A 20,383-nucleotide genomic window follows, 5' to 3' on the forward strand; every position below is an offset into this window, starting at 1 on the left:
CATGAAACGGCATTGGCTTTCCCGACTGACACCTCTTGCGGCTGCATTTTTTCTGGGCACGCTCACGGGCTGTGGCGATGGCGGAGTCGTCGGCGCGCCCGGCGATACCGCCGACAGCGGCACCATTCATATCAGCGCCGATGAGTCGTTCCGGCCCGTGATCGACTCGGAGATCGCCGTGTTCGAATCGCTGCACCCCGGCGCCCATATCATCGCCCACTACAAGCCCGAGGCCGACTGCCTCCGCGATCTTGCCGTGGACTCGATCCGCTGCATCATCGCCACGCGGAGCTTCACCCCGGCAGAGCGCAACTTCGTCAACGACTCGCTCAAGACCGACCTCCGCTACAATGTCGTGGCCTACGACGCCATTGCCGTGATCGTTCACCCCGACGCGCCCGATTCGCTGTTCAGCACCGCGCAGCTCAAGGACCTGCTGACGGGCCGCTCGACCCTGAAGCTGAGGCCCGTGTTTGACGGTCTCAAGGCCACGAGCACCGTGCGCTTTATCGTCGACTCGCTGCTGCAGGGCGAAAAGCTGGGCCCGGGCGTTACCGCTGCCGAGGGCAGCAAGGCCGTGCTCGATTACGTGGCGAAGAACCGCGACGCGGTGGGCTTCATCGGCGTCAGCTGGATCGGCAACCGCCAGGACAGCACGCAGCTGAGCTACCTCGGGCAGGTAAAGGTGGCGTCGCTCGAAGACCCGAAGCGGCCCGACAAGTACGTGACGCCGGCGCAGTACAACATCTATTTCAAGCATTACCCCCTGCGCCGCGACCTCGTGTGCATCCTCAAGGAGCGCCACCTGGGCCTCGGCCATGGGTTTTATAACTACCTGACCACGCAGAGCGGGCAGCTTATCTTCAACCGCGCTTTCCTCATGCCGGCGCTGATGAACTTCCAGTTCCGGCAGGCCGAGATCCGCGATTAATTAACAGTTAGAAAAAGGACCTTAACAATAAACTGGTAAACTAAAGAATAGTTTTTGCGCTCTTAGAGACCAAAGCACGTTCTAACCTCAAACATTAAACACAGATAGGATCATGAAGAAAGCTTCCCTTGTTTTATTTCTCGCCGCGTTTTTCTCGTTGGGCGCTATGGCCCAGACCGTTCAGGAAGGGGTGAATCACCTCTATGCCGAGCGGAACGCCAGCGCGAAAGCCACCTTTGAGAAGATCCTCGCCGCTAACCCGAACAACATCGAGGCAATCTACTGGCTCGGCCAGGCCGACCTGGAACTCAACCAGACCGCAGAAGCCCGCAACGTATACCAGAAGGCTCTGTCAACCAACGGTAACGCCCCGCTGCTGCTCGCCGGCATGGGTCATGTGCTGCTCGCCGAAGGCAAGAACGCCGAGGCCCGCCAGCAATTTGAAATGGCCCTCAACCTGAGTCGCGGCAAGAAAGGCGACGACCCGATGGTACTCAACGCCGTGGGCCGTGCCAACATCGAAACACCCAAGGGCGACGCAGCCTATGGTCTCGCCAAGCTCCAGCAGGCAGCCCAGGCCGCCCCGACCAATGCCGATATCGCCATCAACCTCGGCAACGCCTACCGCCGCGCCCACGAGGGTGGTGAGGCCGTGCGCGCTTACGGCGTCGCCGCCGCCAACGGCCAGCCCGCTGTAGCCTACTACCGCATGGCCCGTATTTATGAAACGCAGCGCAACTGGGACGTGGTGACCGAGAACCTGAACCGTGCCATCCAGTCGGACCCCAAGTACGGCCCGGCCTACCTGCGCCAGTACGTATACAACCTCTTTTACAAGCAGGACTTCGCCGCCGCCGACCAGTGGGGCCAGAAATATGTAGCCGTTGCCGAGCCCTCGATCCAGAACGAGGTATTCAAGGCACAGCCCCTTTATCTCCAGAAGAAATACGATGAGGCCATTGCCATCGGCAACCGCATCATCCAGCAGAGCGGCAACGCCAAGGTGGAGCCCAGCGTCTACCGCCTGATGGCTTATTCGTACCTCGAAGGCGCCAAGGATACCGCCAAGGCCCGCCAGTATGTAGACCAGCTGTTTGCCTCGGCCAAGACCGAAGAGCTGCTGTCGAAAGACTATACACTTAAGGCGGCTGTTTATTCGAAGGAAGCCCCGACTGAGGTCGTGAACATCTTCCTGGCTTCCGCCGATGCCGACACGACGCTGCGCAACAAGCTGCTGATCCTGCAGGAAGGCATTGACTGGGCCAAGTCGAGCGGCCGCAAGGTGGCTGAGGGCGACCTGCGCCTGGCGCAATACCGCCTCAACGCGAATTCCAGCCCTGCTTCGCTGTTCCAGATCGGCCTGCCCTACTACCAGGGTGGTAATTTCAAGAAGGCCGACAGCGTGTTCCAGGCTTACAGCCGCGCGCTGCCCGACAGCATCTATGGCTACCTGTGGAGCGCCCGCGCCCTCGGCAATATCGATACCTCCGGCAAGCTCGGCCTGGCCATGCCCCAATACGAGCAGGTGCTGCGTGTGTCGAATGCCGACAAAGCCCGCTTCGCTGCCTATGGCTACGAGGCCGCCACGAACCTCGCCAACTACTACGTAAACGAGAAGGGCGACCGTGCGAAGGGCGCCGAGCTGCTTCGCCAGGCCATTGCCTTCGATCCTTCGAAAGAAGCCCAGCTGAGCGGCGTCATCCAGCGCCTCGAAAAGCCGGCTCCCCCGGCGCCACCCGCGCGTGGCAGCAAGCCGCCCGCACCGCCGGCGAAAGTCAAGGCAGAAAACAACAAGACGAAAGTGAAAGGAAAATAACCGGAAAGCCCCCCACGAGGGGGCTTTTTTCGGCCCGGGAGCGCCGAAAATAGTAGCGTTGAGATTGATGGCGCTGCTGTATTTTTGCCCGCGATTCAAAAGCCTATGTTCCATTTGCTTCAAGCCGACATCACCCGTGCGGTGCAGGACGTACACAGCGCCGGCAGCTACCTGCCCGTGGCGCTCCAGTTCCTCTTCGCCTTTGGCATGATCGGTACCCTGATGGGTGTAACCCACCTGCTGGGCCCCAAGCGTAAGACGGCCGACAAGCTCGAGACCTTCGCCTCCGGCATCGAAAGCCACGGCGACGCCCGCCAGCCCATGGCCATCAAGTATTTCCTGGTAGCGATCCTCTTTGTGCTCTTCGATGTAGAGGTGATCTTTTTCTATCCCTACGCGGTGAACTTCCGCGGGCTTGGTTGGAGCGGTTTTTGGGCCGTAGTGCTGTTCGTCGCCTTCTTCCTCTGCGGGTTTATCTACATCGTGAAGAAAGGCGCGCTGAAGTGGGAAGACTAAACTGATAAAGTCTAAAAGTCGGAAGTGGGAAGGCGGAAGAAGCTACTTCTGCACTGTTTTTGAACCACTTGATACTTCCGACTCCGGACTTAAAAACTTGAATTTATGGCACGTCCCGTATCGTATAATATCAACCAGAAGCCCCTCGAGCAGGACATTTCCCTCGCGGATATGCCCGAAGGCTACCAGGGAGAGGGCTTTTTCGCCCAGAAGCTGAGCGATGTGGTTGGCCTCGCCCGCAAGAATTCCATCTGGCCGCTTCCGTTTGCGACCTCCTGCTGCGGTATCGAATTCATGGCCACGATGGCCTCGCACTACGACCTTGCCCGCTTCGGCTCCGAGCGCGTCGGCTTCTCGCCGCGCCAGTGCGACCTCCTCATGGTGATGGGTACCATCGCCAAGAAGATGGCCCCCGTGGTGCGCCAGGTATACCTGCAGATGGCCGAGCCCCGCTGGGTAATGGCGGTGGGCGCCTGCGCCTGCTCTGGCGGCATCTTCGACTCCTACAGCGTGCTGCAGGGCATCGACCAGGTGGTGCCCGTCGACGTCTATGTGCCCGGTTGCCCCCCGCGTCCCGAAGCCATCATCGACGGCGTGCTCCGCATCCAGGATCTCATTGGCAAGGAAAGCCTTCGCCGCCGCAACAGTGATCATTACAAAAAGCTCCTCGAGAGCTACGGTATACAATAAGGCCATCCCCCGGCCCCTTCCCGACAGGAAGGGGAGGAAGGACCAACCTACATACATGGAATTAACGAACGAACAAATCCAACAGCTGCTCCAGGAGCGCTTCGGCGAAGGGGTGAAAACCTTCGAGGAGCCCTACGGCATGCTGACCTTCGAAGCGGACCGCGACCAGAACATCGCGGTATTGCGCTTTTTATTCGAGAAAGGCTTCCAGTTCCTGACCGACCTCACGGTTGTGCACTACCCGGCCTACGCGGGCCGCGAGCTCTGCGTGGTCTACCACCTGCACAACCTGGTCGACAATGTGCGCCTGCGCTTCAAGGTGTATGCACCGGTGGCGTTGCCCGACGTGCAAAGCGCCACCGCCGTATTTGCAACGGCCAACTGGCTCGAGCGCGAGGCCTACGACTTCTTTGGCGTCAACTTCACGGGCCACCCGAACCTGAAGCGGATCCAGAATGTTGAGGAGATGGATTACTTCCCGATGCGCAAGGAGTTCCCGGTGGAAGACCAGACCCGCTCCGACAAGGACGACGAGATGTTCGGCCGCGGCGGCTCCTTCGACTTCACACGCCGCAACGAAGACGGCTCGCCGATGCTGCTGACAGGGAATGAACAATGAGTAATGAGTAATGAGTAATGAGCAATGTACCCGGCGCCAAAGCTTTGGGCGACGGCGTCAGGGTGACAAGAGATTGAAATAAAAAACGGTGGATCAGGGCGTGGAGTTAACCCTTCACGATTGACGATTCACGATTCACGATAAACATGGCCACAAACGCACCATATTCCCATATCCCGCTTCCCGAGGGCTCCATCGAGAAGGAAACGACCACGATCAACCTTGGCCCCACCCACCCGGCCACGCACGGCGTATTCCAGAACATCCTGGAGCTCGATGGCGAGAAGATCGTGTCGGCCGAGCAAACCATCGGCTACATCCACCGGGCCTTTGAGAAGCTTGCCGAGCGCAAGCCCCTCTACCAGATCACCCCGCTGACCGACCGCCTCAATTACTGCTCGGCGCCGATCAACAATATGGGCTGGCACATGACCTGCGAGAAGCTGCTGGGGATCCAGCTGCCGAAGCGCGTGGATTACCTCCGCGTCATCATCATGGAGCTCGCCCGCATCGCCGACCACCTGATCTGCAACTCGATCGTAGGGGTGGACACCGGCGCCTATACCGGTTTCCTGTACGTGATGCAGTACCGCGAGCTCATTTACGAGATCTGGGAGGAAGTGTGCGGCTCGCGTCTCACCACCAACATCGGCCGCATCGGCGGCTTCGAGCGCGACTTCAACAACATCGCATTTACCAAGCTGGAAAAATTCCTCGACGAATACCCCGCGGTGCTGGCGGAGTTTGAAAAACTCTTTACGCGCAACCGCATTTTCATGGAGCGTACCATCGGCGCGGGTCCCATCTCGGCCGAGCGCGCGCTCAATTACGGCTTCACGGGTCCCAACCTGCGCGCCGCCGGCGTCGACTACGACGTGCGCGTGCATTCGCCCTACAGCTCGTACCAGGACTTCGACTTTGTTATCCCGACCGGCTCCACCGGCGACTGCTACGACCGCTACCTGGTGCGCAACGCCGAGATGTACGAGTCGATCTCGATCATCCGCCAGGCATACCGCAAGCTGCAGGACATGAAAGGGGAGGAGGCAACGGTGTATCACGCCGACGTGCCGGAATATTACCTGCCCAACAAGAACGACGTGTACACGAAGATGGAAGCCCTCATCTACCACTTCAAGATCGTGATGGGTGAGATCGACATCCCGCCGGGCGAGGTGTACCACAGCGTGGAAGGCGGCAACGGCGAGCTCGGGTACTACCTGATCTCCGACGGAGGCCGCAGCCCGTACCGCCTGCACTTCCGCCGCCCCTGCTTCATCTACTACCAGGCCTACGAGGAGCTGGTAAAAGGCTCGATGCTCTCCGACGCCATCATCGTGATGTCGTCGCTGAACCTCATCGCCGGCGAGATGGATGGATAGGGAATAACGAATATCGAATAACGAATATCGAATAACGAATATCGAGAACAAGTAATAATAGTTGTATGGTGGTAGGCACCTGTTACCGATCAACCAATAGACTAGTAAACCAATAAACTGTTTCGACCGTGACGTTTTCAGAAGACCGTCTTTCTAAAGTCCGTGAGATCGTGGCGCGCTACCCGGAAGGGAAGCAGAAGAGCGCCCTGATCCCCGTGCTGCACCTGGCCCAGGAAGCCAACAACGGCTGGCTGTCGGCCGAGGCTATGGATTATGTCGCCACGCTGCTCAACCTCAAGTCCATCGAGGTGTACGAGGTGGCCACCTTCTACAGCATGTTCAACCTGAAGCCGGTGGGCAAGTACCTCTTCGAGGTTTGCCAGACCGGGCCCTGCATGCTCAACGGGTCGGACAACATCATCGCCTACATCAAGGAGAAGCTGAACATCGGCGTCGGCGAAACTACCGACGACGGGATGTTCACGCTCAAGACCGTGGAGTGCCTCGGCGCCTGCGGCTATGCCCCGATGATGCAGCTCGGTAACTTTTACAAGGAGCACCTGACCCCTGCGAAGGTGGATGCCATTATTGACGAATGCCGCCGCAATGCGGTACAAAACAACTAACATGCGTTTAGTTCCCTACATCATGTTCAACGGCAACTGCGAGGAAGCCCTGAACTTTTATGCCAAAGCCCTCGGTGGCCAGATCCAGGGCCTGCAGTACTTCGAAAACGCCCCGATGGAGTACAGCCCGGAGGATGCGAAAAAAGTAATGCACGCGCAGTTTTCCGCCGGCGACCTGTTCCTGATGGCCTCCGACGGCCAGCAGAACGAAGCCGTGGGTGGTATGGTGCAACTGAGCCTCGATTTTTCCTCGGAGGAAGAGATCAACAAGATCTTCGAGGCACTGAGCGAAGGCGCCCGCATCACGATGCCGCTGCAGGACACCTTCTGGGGTGCCCGTTTTGGCATGCTCACCGACCAGTTCGGCGTGAACTGGATGTTCAATTTCGACAAAGGACCTAAACAGCATCAATAAATAAAAAGGCAAAATTCAAAAGTCAAAAATTGATTGGTACCAACAGTGTAAAACCGGTTTTTGAATTTTGAATTTTGAATTTTGACTTAGTACAATGGGTAAGAAAATATTACTGGAACACGCCCACGTAGAAGGCATCCGCTACTACGACACCTACCGCCGCCATGGCGGTTATGCCGCTGTGGAGAAGGCTTTCAAGATGGCTCCCGCCGACATCGTGGAAGAAGTGAAGAAGAGCGGCCTCCGCGGCCGCGGCGGCGCCGGCTTCCCCACCGGTATGAAGTGGAGCTTCCTGGCCAAGCCCGAAGGCGTGCCCCGCTACCTCGTGTGCAACGCCGACGAATCGGAGCCCGGCACCTTCAAGGACCGCTACCTGATGGAGTTCATCCCGCACCTGCTCATCGAGGGCCTGATCATCTCCTCCTTTGCCCTTGGCTCGGAGCGTACCTATATCTACATCCGCGGCGAGTACGCCTGGATCGTAGATATACTGGAAGAGGCCATCGCCGAAGCCAACAACGCGGGCTTCCTCGGAACGAATATTCTCGGTACCGGCTTCAACTGCCAGATCTACGTGCAGCGCGGCGCCGGCGCCTATATCTGCGGTGAGGAAACGGCGCTCCTCGAGTCGCTCGAGGGCAAGCGCGGCAACCCCCGCATCAAGCCGCCCTTCCCGGCCATCAAAGGTCTCTACGACTGCCCCACGGTGGTCAACAACGTGGAGACGCTCGCGGCTGTCGTTCCCATTCTCAACATGGGGGGCGAGGAATACGCCAAGATCGGCATCGGCCGCTCTACGGGTACCAAGCTCATCTCGGCCTGCGGCAACATCAACAAGCCGGGGATCTACGAGATCGACATGACCATCTCGGTGGAGGAATTTATTTACAGCGACGAATTCTGCGGGGGCATCCCCAACGGCAAGCGCCTCAAGGCCTGCATCCCGGGTGGTTCTTCCGTTCCCATCCTGCCGGCCAACCTGCTGCTGAAAACGGCAAAAGGCGAGCCCCGCCTCATGACCTACGAAAGCCTCGCCGACGGCGGCTTCGCCACGGGTTCGATGATGGGCTCGGGCGGGTTTATCGTGCTCGACGAAGACCAGTGCGTGGTGCGCCACACCTATTCGCTGGCGCGTTTCTACCGCCACGAGAGCTGCGGCCAGTGCTCGCCCTGCCGCGAGGGTACGGGCTGGATGGAAAAGATCCTGCACAAGATCGAAACCGGAAAGGGCGACATGCGCGACATCGACCTGCTGTGGGATATCCAGAGCAAGATCGAAGGCAACACCATCTGCCCGCTGGGCGATGCGGCTGCCTGGCCTGTTGCCGCGGCCATTCGTCACTTCCGCGACGAATTCGAGTGGCACGTGCTGAACCCCGACGAAGCACAGAAGCGCAACTTCGGGCTCGCGCATTATGCAGATCCGATCTCGGTAGCAGTGGGATAAGGAAAAAGTCAAAATTCAAAAGTCAAAAAGCCCTGGCTGTGCAGACAGTTTGATAGGTTTGAGGCTTAGTAAAATTTTGACCAGATGGAACTGGAAGATCTTTATTTGTTGGAAGACGGCGAGAAGCCTTATAACATTCGACACAGGGCCTTTCACTTTTCGAAAGAGCTTGTGCTGTTTATTAAAAACGCTTCTTACGATCGCATTTTCTTTTCGATGTTTGATCAGCTGCTACGCTCCGGTACATCTATAGGTGCAAACCTGGTGGAAGGCCGGGCCGGAAGCAGCAGGAAAGACTGGCGGAATTATTATGCGATCGCCCTGAAGTCCGCGAATGAAACGAAATACTGGCTTTGCCTGATCCGGGATTCGCTCGATCAGGATACGGTCAAACTAAATGAGCTACTCAAAGAAGCCGACGAGCTTTCGAAGATAATCGCCAGCATTATCATCAGTGAGTAGTTTGAATAAAGGATTGCTGGTGAAGGAAGCGGAGTCTCCGACCTGCTTTTTTGAATTTTGACGTTTGAATTTTGACTTACTATGTCAGAAGAAAAGAAACTGTTCACGGTCACCATCGACAACATCAAGGTTGAAGTCGAGCCCGGCACCACCATTCTCATGGCGGCCCGCAAGATCGGCGGCGATGTTGTTCCCCCCACGATGTGCTTTTACAGCAAGCTCGCGCAGACGGGTGGCTACTGCCGTACCTGCCTCGTGCGCGTTGCTGCCGGCTCCACGGCCGACCCGCGCCCGATGCTGAAGCTTGTGGCCTCCTGCCGCACGAACGTCATGGACGGCATGATCGTCGAGAACATCACCAACCCCGCGGTGCTCGAAGCCCGCAAGGGCGTGGTGGAATTCCTGCTCCTCAACCACCCGCTCGATTGCCCCGTGTGCGACCAGGCCGGTGAGTGCGACCTGCAGGACCTCTCGTACGAGCACGGCAAGGAAGGCACGCGCTACGAGTTCAAGCGCCGCACCTTCGAGCGCATCGACCTCGGCCCCTACATCCAGCTGCACATGACGCGCTGCATCCTGTGCTACCGCTGCGTGCACACCGCCAACCAGATTGCCGGTGGACGCGAGCACGGCGTGCTCGACCGCGGCGACCATGCGCAGATCGCTACCTATATCCAGAAGTCGCTCGACAACGAGATGATCGGAAACGTCATCGACGTGTGCCCCGTTGGTGCGCTCACCGACCGCACCTTCCGCTTCAAGAACCGTGTATGGTTCACGAAGCCGGTGGATGCGCACCGCGACTGCCCCACCTGCAAGGGCAGCGTACGCCTGTGGATGCGCGGCGACGACGTGCTCCGTGTAACGGCCCGCAAAGACCAATGGGGCGAAGTGGAGGAGTGGATCTGTAACGAGTGCCGCTTCGAAAAGAAGAGCGTGAGCGACTGGACCATCGAGGGCCCGACGCGCCTCGACCGACACTCGGTGATCAATGCCGGCCACTACACCGGGATAACAATGCCGAAGGAAGTCTTCCAGGATGTGATGAAGGGCCGCGACCCCAAGCTGCTGATGGACATTCACAACGTGTCGGACGTCAACACCGTGGACCTGAACGCCATCCCCGGGCCCGCCACCGGCGCCACCTTCAACGGCAACCCGCTGGCTTCCGGCTCCAACGTCACCGATGTTAAGGAAGGCATCGGACGGAACAAGATGGGAACGGACTCGACGAATTCGAATACACCGTAAAGACGTCAATCGTCAATCGTCAATCGTGAATAAAGTGCGATTGAAAGAATTGACGATTCACGATTCACGATTCACGAAATAGGAGCGAAGCTCCTACACTGAAGCAACTATGTACTTACTAATGGCAGAATGGGTAGTCACCCTGATTGAAAAATTTGTGCTCATCGCGATCATCGTAACGATCGCGCTGGTGGTGGCCATGTACAGCACCTATGCCGAGCGCAAGATCGCGGCCTTCCTGCAAGACCGCCGCGGCCCCAACCGCGCGGGTCCCTTTGGCCTGCTGCAGCCCCTCGCCGACGGCGTGAAGCTGTTCATGAAAGAGGAGATCATTCCCAACAGCTCCTCGAAGTTCCTGTTCGTCATGGGCCCGCTGCTCGCGATGATCACCGCCACGATGACCTCCGCGGTCATTCCCTGGGGTCCGACGGCAACCTTCTTCGGTCACATGATGCCGATGCAGATCGCCGACATCAACATCGGCGTGCTCTACATCTTCGGCGTTGTATCGCTTGGAGTATACGGCATCATGATCGGCGGCTGGGCCTCCAACAATAAATTCTCCCTGCTGGCGGCCATCCGCGGAGCCTCGCAGATGATCTCCTACGAGCTCGCCATGGGCCTTTCGCTGCTGGCCGTGCTGCTGGTGGTGGGCGACCTCCGCATGAGCGTCATCGTGGAGCACCAGATGCGCCATGGCTGGAACGTGCTGTACCAGCCGCTCGGCTTCCTGATCTTCTTTATCTGCGCGCTGGCCGAGTGCAACCGTACACCCTTTGACCTCCCCGAGGCCGAGAACGAGCTCAACTTCGGCTACCACCAGGAATACTCCTCGATGAAGCTCGGCTTCTATCTCTTTGCCGAGTACATCAACATGTTCATCTCGGGCGTTGTGATGGCGACGCTGTTCTTCGGCGGCTACGACATTCCCTTCTTCAACGAGGCGGCCCACAGCGGCACCTGGTGGGTAGGGCTGCTTGGCTTCGCCAGCCTGATGACAAAGGCCGTTATCTCCATCTTCCTGTTCATGTGGATCCGCTGGACCATCCCGCGCTTCCGCTTCGACCAGCTTATGAACCTGGGCTGGCGCGGTCTTCTGCCGCTGGCCCTCGCCAACATGATCATTACCGCGGGCGTCGTCCTGTGGCTCAACCAAGACGGCGACGTTGCCGCCCCTCAAAAAGGGCTAAATTCGCAGCCGTCCAAATCCGAACAAGTAAGCCTGACACATGCAACTCACCAATAAGAACAAGCCGGTAGACCGGAGGCCGATGACCTTCGTGGAGAAGCTGTACCTGCCCTCGATTTTCAAGGGAATGGGGATAACCTTCAGCCACCTGTTCAAGAAGAAGCCGACGATCAACTACCCCGAGCAGGAGCGTCCCTTCTCCGCCGTTTTCCGCGGCCTGCAGATCCTCAACCGCGACGAGGAAGGCCGTGAGCGCTGCACCGCCTGCGGTCTTTGCGCCGTGGCCTGCCCCGCCGAAGCCATCACCATGGAAGCGGCCGAGCGCCAGCCAGGCGAGGAGCATCTGTACCGCGAGGAGAAGTATGCCGCCAAGTACGAGATCAACATGCTCCGCTGCATCTTCTGCGGCCTCTGCGAGGAAGCCTGCCCCAAGGATGCCATCTACCTGTCGCAAACCTTCGCCCCGTCGAACTACGGCCGCAAGGGCTTTATTTATAAGAAAGACGACCTGCTGATCCCCGACCCGGTTAAAGACCCGGAAGGATTTGCCAAGGCGAAAGGAACGATCCCCCAATCCAAATAAACCGCAACTGCTCATGGGAATTACTGAAATACTTTTCTGGATACTGGCAGTCGCTTCGCTGTTCTGCGCCCTCATGGTGATCAGCAGCAAGAACCCGATCTTCAGCGTCATCTGGCTGATCATGACCTTCTTCACGATCTCCGGCCACTACATCCTGCTCAACGCGCAGTTCCTCGCCGTGGTGAACATCATCGTGTACGCCGGCGCCATCATGGTGCTGTTCCTCTTCGTGATCATGCTGATGAACCTCGATAAGCACATTGAGGTCAAGAAGGGCCGCTGGCTGCGTCTTATCGGCGCCGTATCGGGCGGATCGCTACTGCTGGTGCTCGTAGCCGCCCTGCGAACCACCGAATCGCATCCCACCCAGCTCGTAACGGGCGACATCGGCCTTATCCAAAACCTCGGCAAGGTGCTGTTCAGCGACTACGTGGTACCCTTCGAGCTGAGCTCGGTGCTCTTCCTCACCGCGATGGTGGGCGCCGTTGTGATCGGCAAAAAAGAAGCGAAGAGCATTGCGCCGGCCGAAGACAAGCGCCCCCTGGACGTCCGCGCCGCCGTGGAAGTGGAGTAACGAAAACCAAAACGATCAAACATCCTTATGGATATCCGCTATTACCTGTTTCTTTCGATCGCGCTGTTTGCCACCGGCATCATCGGCGTCCTCACGCGCCGCAATGCCATCATCATCTTCATGTGCATCGAGCTAATGCTGAATGCCGTGAACCTGCTGCTCGTGGCCTTCTCGAAGATGCATCACCTGGCCAACGCCGCCGTGTCGCCCACCGCGGGAACCGACGGGCAGCTGTTCGTGTTCTTCATCATGGTGGTCGCCGCAGCCGAAGTAAGTGTCGGCCTCGCCATCATCGTGATGCTGTACCGCAACACGCGCTCGGTGGACATTAACTTCCTGAATCGATTGAAACATTAATTCAAAAGTCAAAGGTCAAAAGTCAAAAATGTCTTTAACGCGCACATCCCTTCCAGTAGCCGGCTTCCCGAATCCGGGTATGCCTGTTGACGGCGGATCGATGAGCCGGCGAGGTGTTTTGAATTTTGAATTTTGAATTCTTACTTGTTATGAAGACTCTAATCGCATTGATCCCGCTTCTCCCGCTCGCCGGCTTCCTGGTCAACGGGCTGGGGCGCAACTACCTTTCGAAGGGCCTCGTGGGGCTTATCGGCTCAGGCACCGTGCTCGCTTCGTTTGTGATCAGCTGCCTGCTGTTCTCGAAAGGTGAGTTCTCCGATGTGCCGTACAAGTATTTCGACTTTATCAACGTCGGCTCGCTGCGTATTCCCTTCGCCTTCCAGATCGACCAGCTCTCTGGGCTGTTCCTGCTGATCATCACCGGCGTCGGCTTCCTGATCCACGTGTATTCGACGGCCTACATGCACGAGGAGAAGCGCGAGCACTTCGGCCGCTACTTTTCCTACCTCAACCTCTTCGTGTTCTCGATGCTGCTGCTCGTGATGGGTGCCAACTACCTGATCATGTTCATCGGCTGGGAAGGCGTGGGCCTTTGCTCGTACCTGCTTATCGGCTACTGGTTCAAGAACATCGACTACACGAAGGCCGCCAAGAAAGCCTTCGTCATGAACCGCATCGGCGACCTTGGCTTCCTGCTGGCGCTCTTCTGGATGCTGCAGCGCTTCGGCACGCTGTCGTACCACGAGCTGTTCAGCGCACAGGGCATCATCAGCTCGCTGCATACAATGAATACGAAGGAAGTGGTGGGCATCACGCTGCTGCTCTTCCTGGGTGCCTGCGGCAAGAGCGCGCAGATCCCGCTGTACACCTGGCTTCCCGACGCCATGGCCGGCCCGACGCCCGTTTCGGCGCTGATCCACGCGGCTACGATGGTTACGGCCGGTATCTACATGATCGCCCGCTCCAACATCCTGTATAACCTCGCGCCCGCTACCCTCAGCGTGGTGGCGATCATCGGTGCTGCGACGGCATTGCTCGCGGCAACGATCGCACTGAAGCAAAACGACATCAAGAAAGTGCTGGCCTACTCCACGGTGAGCCAGCTAGGGTATATGTTCCTCGCCCTCGGCACCGGCGCCTACACGGCCGGCGTATTCCACGTGATGACGCACGCCTTCTTCAAGGCCCTTCTCTTCCTCGGCTCGGGCTCGGTGATCCACGCCATGAGCGGCCAGCAGGACATCCGCTTCATGGGCGGTCTCAAAGGCAAGCTTAAGGTCACCTACATCACGTTCCTCATCGGCTGTATCGCCATCGCGGGCATTCCTCCGTTCAGCGGCTTCTTCTCGAAAGACGCGATCCTGCTGAGCGCCTTCGAGCACGACAAGTTTCTCTGGGTTGTTGGTCTCGCCACGGCGGCGCTGACTGCCTTTTATATGTTCCGTCTTCTCTTCATCACCTTCAACGGTTCGTTCCGCGGCACCGACGAGCAGCGTCAGCACGTGCACGAAAGCCCCGCGGCCATGACGATCCCGCTTGTGGTGCTGGCGATCCTTTCGATCGTTGGCGGCTTTGTGGGTGTTCCGGAAGTGTTTTCGAAAGGAGGGGAGCGCCTCGCCGATTTCCTGTCGCCGGTGATCGCGCAGCAGCATGGTAACACCGAGAACGCAGCGATCAGCCACAGCACCGAACTCGCGCTGATGGCCGGCACCACGGTGCTTTCCCTGCTGGCGATCGGCTTTGCGTGGTTCCGCTACCGCAGCTACCGCGAAGAGCACAACGGTGCCTTCGGTAAAGTGCTCGCCAACAAATGGTATGTCGACGAGCTGTACGACTCGGTGTTTGTGAAGCCCCTCAACGCGCTGGGCCGCTTTGCCGACACCTTCATCGAGCGCAGCGGCATCGACGCGATCGTCAACGGGGTAGGCCGCGCGGTAAACTACGGCGGCCGCCAGCTCCGCTGGCTGCAAAGCGGCCAGGTAGGCAGCTACGTGCTGCTGATGGTGATCTCGATGGTGCTGTTCTTTGTCCTGGAATTCTTTCTTAAAAAGTAATTCCTCGGCTGCGCTCGGAATGACAAAAACAGGGCTTGTCCCTGATCGCGAAGCCTTCGAACTTTTGAATTTGAATTAACTGTGTTATGACCGTATTACTACTGTTCCTCGTACCGCTGATCGGCGGACTCGTCGGCTTCGCGCTCAAGGATGCGAAGCTTGCCCGCGGCTGGGCGCTGCTCGTGGCATTGGCGGCGATGGCTCTTTCGCTGAAAGGCTTCGCCGACCTGCAGAACGGCAACCCGTCGACCTTCACGGCACCCTGGCTGGGCTCGCTCGGATCCTCCTTCAGCCTGTCGCTCGACGGGCTTTCGGGGATCCTGACCCTCCTTACGGGCATTGCCTACCCGATCATCTTCCTCTCTACCTGGAAGACAGATTACCGCAAGGCCAACAACTTTTTCGGGCTTATGCTGCTGGCGCAGGCCGGACTCATGGGCGTATTCACGGCCACCGACGCGCTGCTGTTCTACTTCTTCTGGGAGCTTGCGCTCGTTCCGGTCTACTTCCTTTGCTCCGACTGGGGCGGTGAGCGCCGCATCGCGGTGACCTTCAAGTTCTTCATCTACACCTTCACCGGCTCGGTGATCATGCTGGTGGCGCTTCTCTGGCTCTACGCGCAGACGCCCGACAGCTCCTTCTCGATGGAGTCGTTCTACAACCTGCACCTCACGAACCAGAACCAGGGCCTCATCTTCTGGATGCTCTTTATCGCCTTCGCGGTGAAGATGCCAGTCTTTCCCTTCCATACCTGGCAGCCCGATACCTACGAGCAGTCGCCCACTTCGGTAACGATGGTGCTCAGCGGCCTCATGGTCAAGATGGGTGTGTTCGGCGTGATCCGCTGGGTGATCCCGGTGGTGCCCAATGCTTCGTATATTTGGGGCGATGTGGTCATGAGCATGTCGGTGATCAGCATTCTCTATGCCTCCATCCTCGCCCTGCGGCAGGACGACCTGAAGCGCCTCGTCGCCTATTCGTCGATCGCACACATCGGTCTGATGTGTGCCGCCATCTTCGCCGAAACGCGCACCGGCATGCAGGGTGTACTCATCCAGCTCTTTCACCACGGCATCAACATCATCGGTCTCTGGATCGTGGTGGAGCTCGTGGAGCGCCAGTTCGGCACCCGCAAGCTCTCCGAGCTGGGCGGCATTGCGCAGCGGGCCCCGGGCCTCACGCTGCTGCTGGTACTGTTCGCCTTTGCCAACGTATCGCTTCCGCTTACCAACTCCTTCGCCGGTGAGTTCCTGATGTTCAACGGCATCTGGAGCTCGGGTGGCACCCAATACAACGTGCTCTTCACCGTGCTGGCCACCATCAGCATTATCCTCGGCGCGGCCTACACGCTGCGGATGGTGCAGCAGGTGTTCTTCGGCGGCACCAACGACCGCACCGCGGCGGGCTATCGCATCCGTGTTCCGGAAACGGTGGCGCTGCTCCTGGTCGCCGGCCTCATTCTCTGGTTCGGCTTCTACCCGCAGCCCCTGATCTCTGCCACGGAAGGCTTTGTGAAGGATATCCTGAAAGTGGCCAATTACTCTAACTACGTAGTACGATAAAATATGAACGCTTTACTTATTTCGGCAATCAGTGGGGTTGTGATGATGTTCAGCAGCTTTCTGGCAAAGCGCGGCGCCTCAGTGCGCGGCATCGCCTACCTGCTGCTGCTGCTGGTGCTGACCGGCGCCCTGCTCGACCTCCGCGGCATCGACCTTTTTCATGTGCATGTTGCCGGCATGCTCCTGTTCGATCGCTTTGCTTCCCTGTTCATGGTTGTGGCGGTACTGGCCACGCTGGCCTACTTCCTGCTGTCTGCCCGCGACATGGAGCGCGTTGGCAACGCCTACAGCGAGTACTTCGCACTGATCTTCTTTATCCTTACCGGTGTCGCTATGACGGCGGCCTTCCAGTCGCTGCTGATCCTGTTCCTCGGCATCGAGGTGCTGTCGATCCCGCTGTACATCCTCGCCGGCTCCGAAAAGGGTAACCTCAAAAGCAACGAGGCCGCCATCAAGTACTTCCTCATGGGCTCCTTCTCCACCGGTCTTATGCTGATGGGCATCGCGCTGCTGTATGGTGCCACGGGTACCTTCGCTACGGTTCCCTTCACGCCCGGCGATGGAACGACACCGGTGCTGCTGACAACGGGCATGCTCCTGCTGCTGTTCGCTCTTTCTTTTAAAGTATCTGCGGCGCCCTTCCACTTCTGGACACCCGACGTTTACGATGGCTCGCCCACCGTGTTTACCTCCTTCATGGCAACCGTGGTAAAGGCAGCCGGCTTTATTGCCTTTATGCGTCTCTTCAGCGAAAGCTTCGCCGGTATCGCTCCGCAGTGGAAGATCATCGTGGGAATCATCGTAGCCGCCACCTTGTTCATCGGCAACATCACCGCCGTGTTCCAGCAGAGTGTCAAGCGTATGCTGGCCTATTCCTCGATCGCGCAGGCCGGATTTATGATGATGGCTATCTACGCCCTCAACAGCGATGCCATGGATGGACTGATCCTCTACGCCGCGGCCTATTCATTTGCAACGATCGGCATCTTCGCGGTACTGATCCGCATGAAGGACCAGAGCTTTGAAGGGTTCAACGGATTCGCGCGCCAGCAGCCGCTGGTGGCCGCGACGCTCGTGGTATTCCTGCTGTCGCTCGCCGGTATTCCGCTCACAGCTGGATTCCTCTCGAAGTTCTACATGCTCCGCGCCACGCTCAGCGCCGGCTCGATGGCACTGCCGCTCTTTGCCGTGCTGATGGCCGCCGTCTCGGTATATTATTACTTCCGCCTCCTGCAGGCCATGTATTTCCGCGAAGGCAACAGCGGCGCCACACTTCAGCTCAACGGCGGCTTCAAAGCCACGCTGGTTGCACTCGCCGCGCTGACCATCCTGCTCGGGATCTTCCCCGAACTGCTCACGCAATGGCTGTACTTCTAAGTTTTTAAGTCGGAAGCGGGAAGTCGGAATGAGTGACTGCTCCAGTAAAAGATTCAAAGCCCCGCAGCAATGCGGGGCTTTTGCTTGTCTGGATTTTCAACAGACCACTTCCGGCTTCATCACTTCCGGCTTCCTGACTTTTTCGCAGTACCTTAGGTGCACTTTCTTATGCGGACATCCGACATCTATTCACTCGCTTCGCGAACCGTTCGTGGCAACAAGCTGCGCACAGGGATCACCGTGGCCATTATCGCGCTCGGTATCTGGGCACTCATCGCCATCATCACGGCGATCCAGGCCATGAGCCAGAAGTTTACCGAAAGCTTTTCCACCATGGGTGCCAACGGCTTTACGGTCCGGTACAAAGAGCGCAACATCCACTTCGGGGGAGGCGGCAACAGCAACGATCTCAAAGTGTCGAAGAAAGGCGCGCGGCGCGAGAAAACCTCCTCGCTCGGCAAGCCCATCACGCAGGAGCAGGCTGAAGCCTTTGCACGCAGCTACCATTTTCCCGCGGCTGTCGGCCTTTCGACCTTCGCCTCGCGAAACGCCATCATCAACAACGGCACACGCAAGACCACACCGAATGTGTTTCTTTTCGGGGCCGACGAAAACTACGTTGCCCTCAACGGCTTCACGCTGTTCAGCGGACGCAACTTCGGGCGCCAGGAAGTACAGGGCGCGCAGAACATCTGCCTCCTCGGCTACGATGTGGCGCGCCGCCTGTTCAAGCCCAATATGGAGCGTGCGGTCAATTCGGTTGTCCGCGTAAACGGCATTCCTTTCCGCGTGGTGGGTGTGCTCGGCAGCCGCGGTTCTTCGTTCGGGTTCAGCCGCGACAACATCGTGATCGTGAGCTACAAATCCGTGCGCCGCTACTTTGATCCCAACGGCTCCTTTGCTATCGGCGTGCTCGTCAACGACCTGCCGCAGGTGGAAGAAGCCATGGGGGAGGCGGAGGGCGTGTTCCGCTCGGTGCGCCGGCTCAATACAACGGAGGAAAGCAACTTCGTGATCGACCGCAGCGACAGCGTGGCGGAGAAGGCGATGAACAGCCTTGGTTTCCTGACCGTGTCGGCCACGGTGATCGGCCTCATCACGCTGATCGGTGCCGCCATCGGCCTCATGAACATCATGCTTGTAGCCGTCACGGAGCGGACGAAGGAAGTAGGGCTGGTGAAGGCCATCGGCGGCAAGAGCAGCACAGTGCGCCTGCAGTTTCTTTTTGAGTCGATGATCATCAGCGTGCTCGGTGCCGTCATCGGCATCGTCATCGGCATCGGTACCGGCAACCTCGTGGCGTACGCCATGGGCACGGGTTTCGTGGTGCCCTGGAACTGGGTATTCGGCGGCATTGTGCTGTGCACGGCTGTCGGATTGCTGGCCGGTCTCTACCCGGCCTTCAAGGCGGGACGGCTCAACCCGATACAGGCACTTCGCTACGAATGAGGCGGGACGCGGGTTTGCCCGCAGCCGCACTTTAACGACCTGTTTTGAAAGCACGTCAAAAAAAATGCAACCACGGTTCACAATTGATTTGATTTTTCGTTAGAATTGTGACCTCTTAATCGTTAGTTCAATATTCATCTCAAAAAATCTAAAAACAGAATCATGGCAGAACAAAGACCCGCTGCAACTGCAACATCCACCAAGGCTACTTCGGTGCAGCCGAAAAGAAGCAGCAACATCATCTCGTGGCTGGCGCCCGTCGTTTGTATCATCGTAGGTTATATCATCTGGCGCTATGGCATGGGTAATGCAGACGGTTTCCGTACGCCCGACGCTGCCGGTGGATTCTGGCCTCACCATAAGGATCCCAAGACAGCCTTCAACCGTATCTATGAAGGTGGTATCATCGTTCCGCTGCTGATCGGTATGCTCCTGATGGTAATTACCTTCTCGATCGAGCGCTTCCTCACCATCAGCCGCGCCCTCGGTTCCGGCAACATCGCCGACTTTATCCGCAAGGTGCAGTATCACCTCGCCAACCGCAACGTAGACGCCGCCATCGCCGAGTGCGACAAGCAGCGTGGCTCGGTAGCCAACGTAATGAAGTCGGGTCTCCGCCGCTACAAGGAAATGATCAACGAGCCCGGCCTGGACACGGAGCAGAAAGTGCTCTCCATCCAGAAGGAAGTAGAAGAAGCCACGGCCCTCGAGCTGCCCATGCTGCAGAAGAACCTGGTGTTCCTCTCCACGATTACCTCGGTAGGTACCCTGGTGGCCCTGCTCGGTACGGTAATCGGTATGATCCGCTCGTTCTCGGCCCTCGGTGAATCGGGTGGCGGTAACGCAGCCGACCTCGCTGTTGGTATCTCGGAAGCCCTGTACAACACCGCCCTCGGTATCGGTACATCGGCCCTCGCACTGATCATGTACAACGTGTTCACGACCAAGATCGACAGCATCACCTACGGCATCGATGAGTCTGGCTTCACCCTGACGCAAAGCTTCGCTTCGCTTTACAAATAAGCGGAGCCGGTTTTGTGGAAATCGTGAGCAACCAGCATCTTATCAATCAAATTTTCTTCG

General features: G+C 58.2%; 20 protein-coding genes. All 20 read left to right on the forward strand.

Translation table 11 applies throughout. The features are described 5' to 3' along the window. The first annotated feature begins 1 nt into the window (after position 1). The 20 genes from ACYU7Z_RS16050 to ACYU7Z_RS16145 all read left to right on the forward strand — a co-directional run bounded on the left by ACYU7Z_RS16050 (position 2) and on the right by ACYU7Z_RS16145 (position 20,323). A complete protein-coding gene (locus ACYU7Z_RS16050) occupies positions 2-931 on the forward strand; it encodes a PstS family phosphate ABC transporter substrate-binding protein (RefSeq protein ID WP_460572304.1) in 930 nt (309 codons plus the stop codon). Between the two features lie 112 nt (positions 932-1,043). Then, positions 1,044-2,747 carry a tetratricopeptide repeat protein gene (locus tag ACYU7Z_RS16055; RefSeq protein ID WP_460572306.1) on the forward strand — a complete coding sequence of 568 codons (1,704 nt, stop codon included), beginning with the start codon at positions 1,044-1,046 and terminating at the stop codon, positions 2,745-2,747. Between the two features lie 105 nt (positions 2,748-2,852). Continuing rightward, on the forward strand, positions 2,853-3,263 hold the full coding sequence (locus ACYU7Z_RS16060) for an NADH-quinone oxidoreductase subunit A (RefSeq protein WP_460572308.1): 411 nt from the start codon (positions 2,853-2,855) through the stop codon (positions 3,261-3,263). A gap of 105 nt (positions 3,264-3,368) precedes the next feature. Then, positions 3,369-3,953 carry an NADH-quinone oxidoreductase subunit B gene (locus ACYU7Z_RS16065; protein ID WP_460572310.1) on the forward strand — a complete coding sequence of 195 codons (585 nt, stop codon included), beginning with the start codon at positions 3,369-3,371 and terminating at the stop codon, positions 3,951-3,953. Between the two features lie 55 nt (positions 3,954-4,008). After that, entirely contained in the window at positions 4,009-4,572 is a 564-nt protein-coding gene (locus tag ACYU7Z_RS16070; protein ID WP_460572312.1) for an NADH-quinone oxidoreductase subunit C, read from the forward strand. Positions 4,573-4,718: 146 nt separating this feature from the next. After that, positions 4,719-5,954 carry an NADH-quinone oxidoreductase subunit D gene (locus tag ACYU7Z_RS16075; RefSeq protein WP_460572314.1) on the forward strand — a complete coding sequence of 412 codons (1,236 nt, stop codon included), beginning with the start codon at positions 4,719-4,721 and terminating at the stop codon, positions 5,952-5,954. 128 nt (positions 5,955-6,082) lie between these two features. Next, entirely contained in the window at positions 6,083-6,580 is a 498-nt protein-coding gene (locus tag ACYU7Z_RS16080; RefSeq protein ID WP_460572316.1) for an NADH-quinone oxidoreductase subunit NuoE family protein, read from the forward strand. Position 6,581: 1 nt separating this feature from the next. Next, complete coding sequence (locus ACYU7Z_RS16085) at positions 6,582-6,995, forward strand: VOC family protein (protein WP_460572318.1); 414 nt, start codon at positions 6,582-6,584, stop codon at positions 6,993-6,995. Positions 6,996-7,089: 94 nt separating this feature from the next. Continuing rightward, on the forward strand, positions 7,090-8,442 hold the full coding sequence (gene nuoF / locus ACYU7Z_RS16090) for a complex I 51 kDa subunit family protein (protein ID WP_460572320.1): 1,353 nt from the start codon (positions 7,090-7,092) through the stop codon (positions 8,440-8,442). A gap of 84 nt (positions 8,443-8,526) precedes the next feature. Continuing rightward, complete coding sequence (locus ACYU7Z_RS16095) at positions 8,527-8,904, forward strand: four helix bundle protein (protein ID WP_460572322.1); 378 nt, start codon at positions 8,527-8,529, stop codon at positions 8,902-8,904. 81 nt (positions 8,905-8,985) lie between these two features. Then, the gene (locus tag ACYU7Z_RS16100) at positions 8,986-10,155 is read left to right on the forward strand and encodes an NADH-quinone oxidoreductase subunit G (RefSeq protein WP_460572324.1); all 1,170 of its coding nucleotides are present in this window, start codon (positions 8,986-8,988) and stop codon (positions 10,153-10,155) included. 121 nt (positions 10,156-10,276) lie between these two features. Further along, positions 10,277-11,401 (forward strand): NADH-quinone oxidoreductase subunit NuoH, encoded by a 1,125-nt coding sequence (gene nuoH, locus ACYU7Z_RS16105; protein ID WP_460572326.1) that lies wholly within the window; start codon positions 10,277-10,279, stop codon positions 11,399-11,401. After that, positions 11,385-11,927 (forward strand): NuoI/complex I 23 kDa subunit family protein, encoded by a 543-nt coding sequence (nuoI, locus tag ACYU7Z_RS16110; protein ID WP_460572328.1) that lies wholly within the window; start codon positions 11,385-11,387, stop codon positions 11,925-11,927. Before nuoH ends, nuoI begins: the two co-directional genes overlap by 17 nt. A 13-nt stretch (positions 11,928-11,940) precedes the next feature. Further along, on the forward strand, positions 11,941-12,501 hold the full coding sequence (locus ACYU7Z_RS16115) for an NADH-quinone oxidoreductase subunit J family protein (protein WP_460572330.1): 561 nt from the start codon (positions 11,941-11,943) through the stop codon (positions 12,499-12,501). 27 nt (positions 12,502-12,528) lie between these two features. Further along, positions 12,529-12,858, forward strand: coding sequence for an NADH-quinone oxidoreductase subunit NuoK (nuoK, locus tag ACYU7Z_RS16120; protein WP_460572332.1), 330 nt, complete (start codon positions 12,529-12,531; stop codon positions 12,856-12,858). Positions 12,859-13,007: 149 nt separating this feature from the next. Next, positions 13,008-14,912 carry an NADH-quinone oxidoreductase subunit L gene (nuoL, locus tag ACYU7Z_RS16125; RefSeq protein ID WP_460572334.1) on the forward strand — a complete coding sequence of 635 codons (1,905 nt, stop codon included), beginning with the start codon at positions 13,008-13,010 and terminating at the stop codon, positions 14,910-14,912. Positions 14,913-14,998: 86 nt separating this feature from the next. After that, positions 14,999-16,474: a complex I subunit 4 family protein gene (locus ACYU7Z_RS16130; protein ID WP_460572336.1), complete on the forward strand. Its 1,476-nt coding sequence runs from the start codon at positions 14,999-15,001 to the stop codon at positions 16,472-16,474. A gap of 3 nt (positions 16,475-16,477) precedes the next feature. Next, a complete protein-coding gene (locus ACYU7Z_RS16135; RefSeq protein WP_460572338.1) occupies positions 16,478-17,851 on the forward strand; it encodes an NADH-quinone oxidoreductase subunit N in 1,374 nt (457 codons plus the stop codon). Positions 17,852-18,019: 168 nt separating this feature from the next. After that, entirely contained in the window at positions 18,020-19,300 is a 1,281-nt protein-coding gene (locus tag ACYU7Z_RS16140) for an ABC transporter permease (protein WP_460572340.1), read from the forward strand. Positions 19,301-19,462: 162 nt separating this feature from the next. Then, entirely contained in the window at positions 19,463-20,323 is an 861-nt protein-coding gene (locus tag ACYU7Z_RS16145; RefSeq protein WP_460572341.1) for a MotA/TolQ/ExbB proton channel family protein, read from the forward strand. Positions 20,324-20,383: the final 60 nt, after the last annotated feature.

It is taken from the genome of Flaviaestuariibacter terrae, assembly GCF_054777635.1.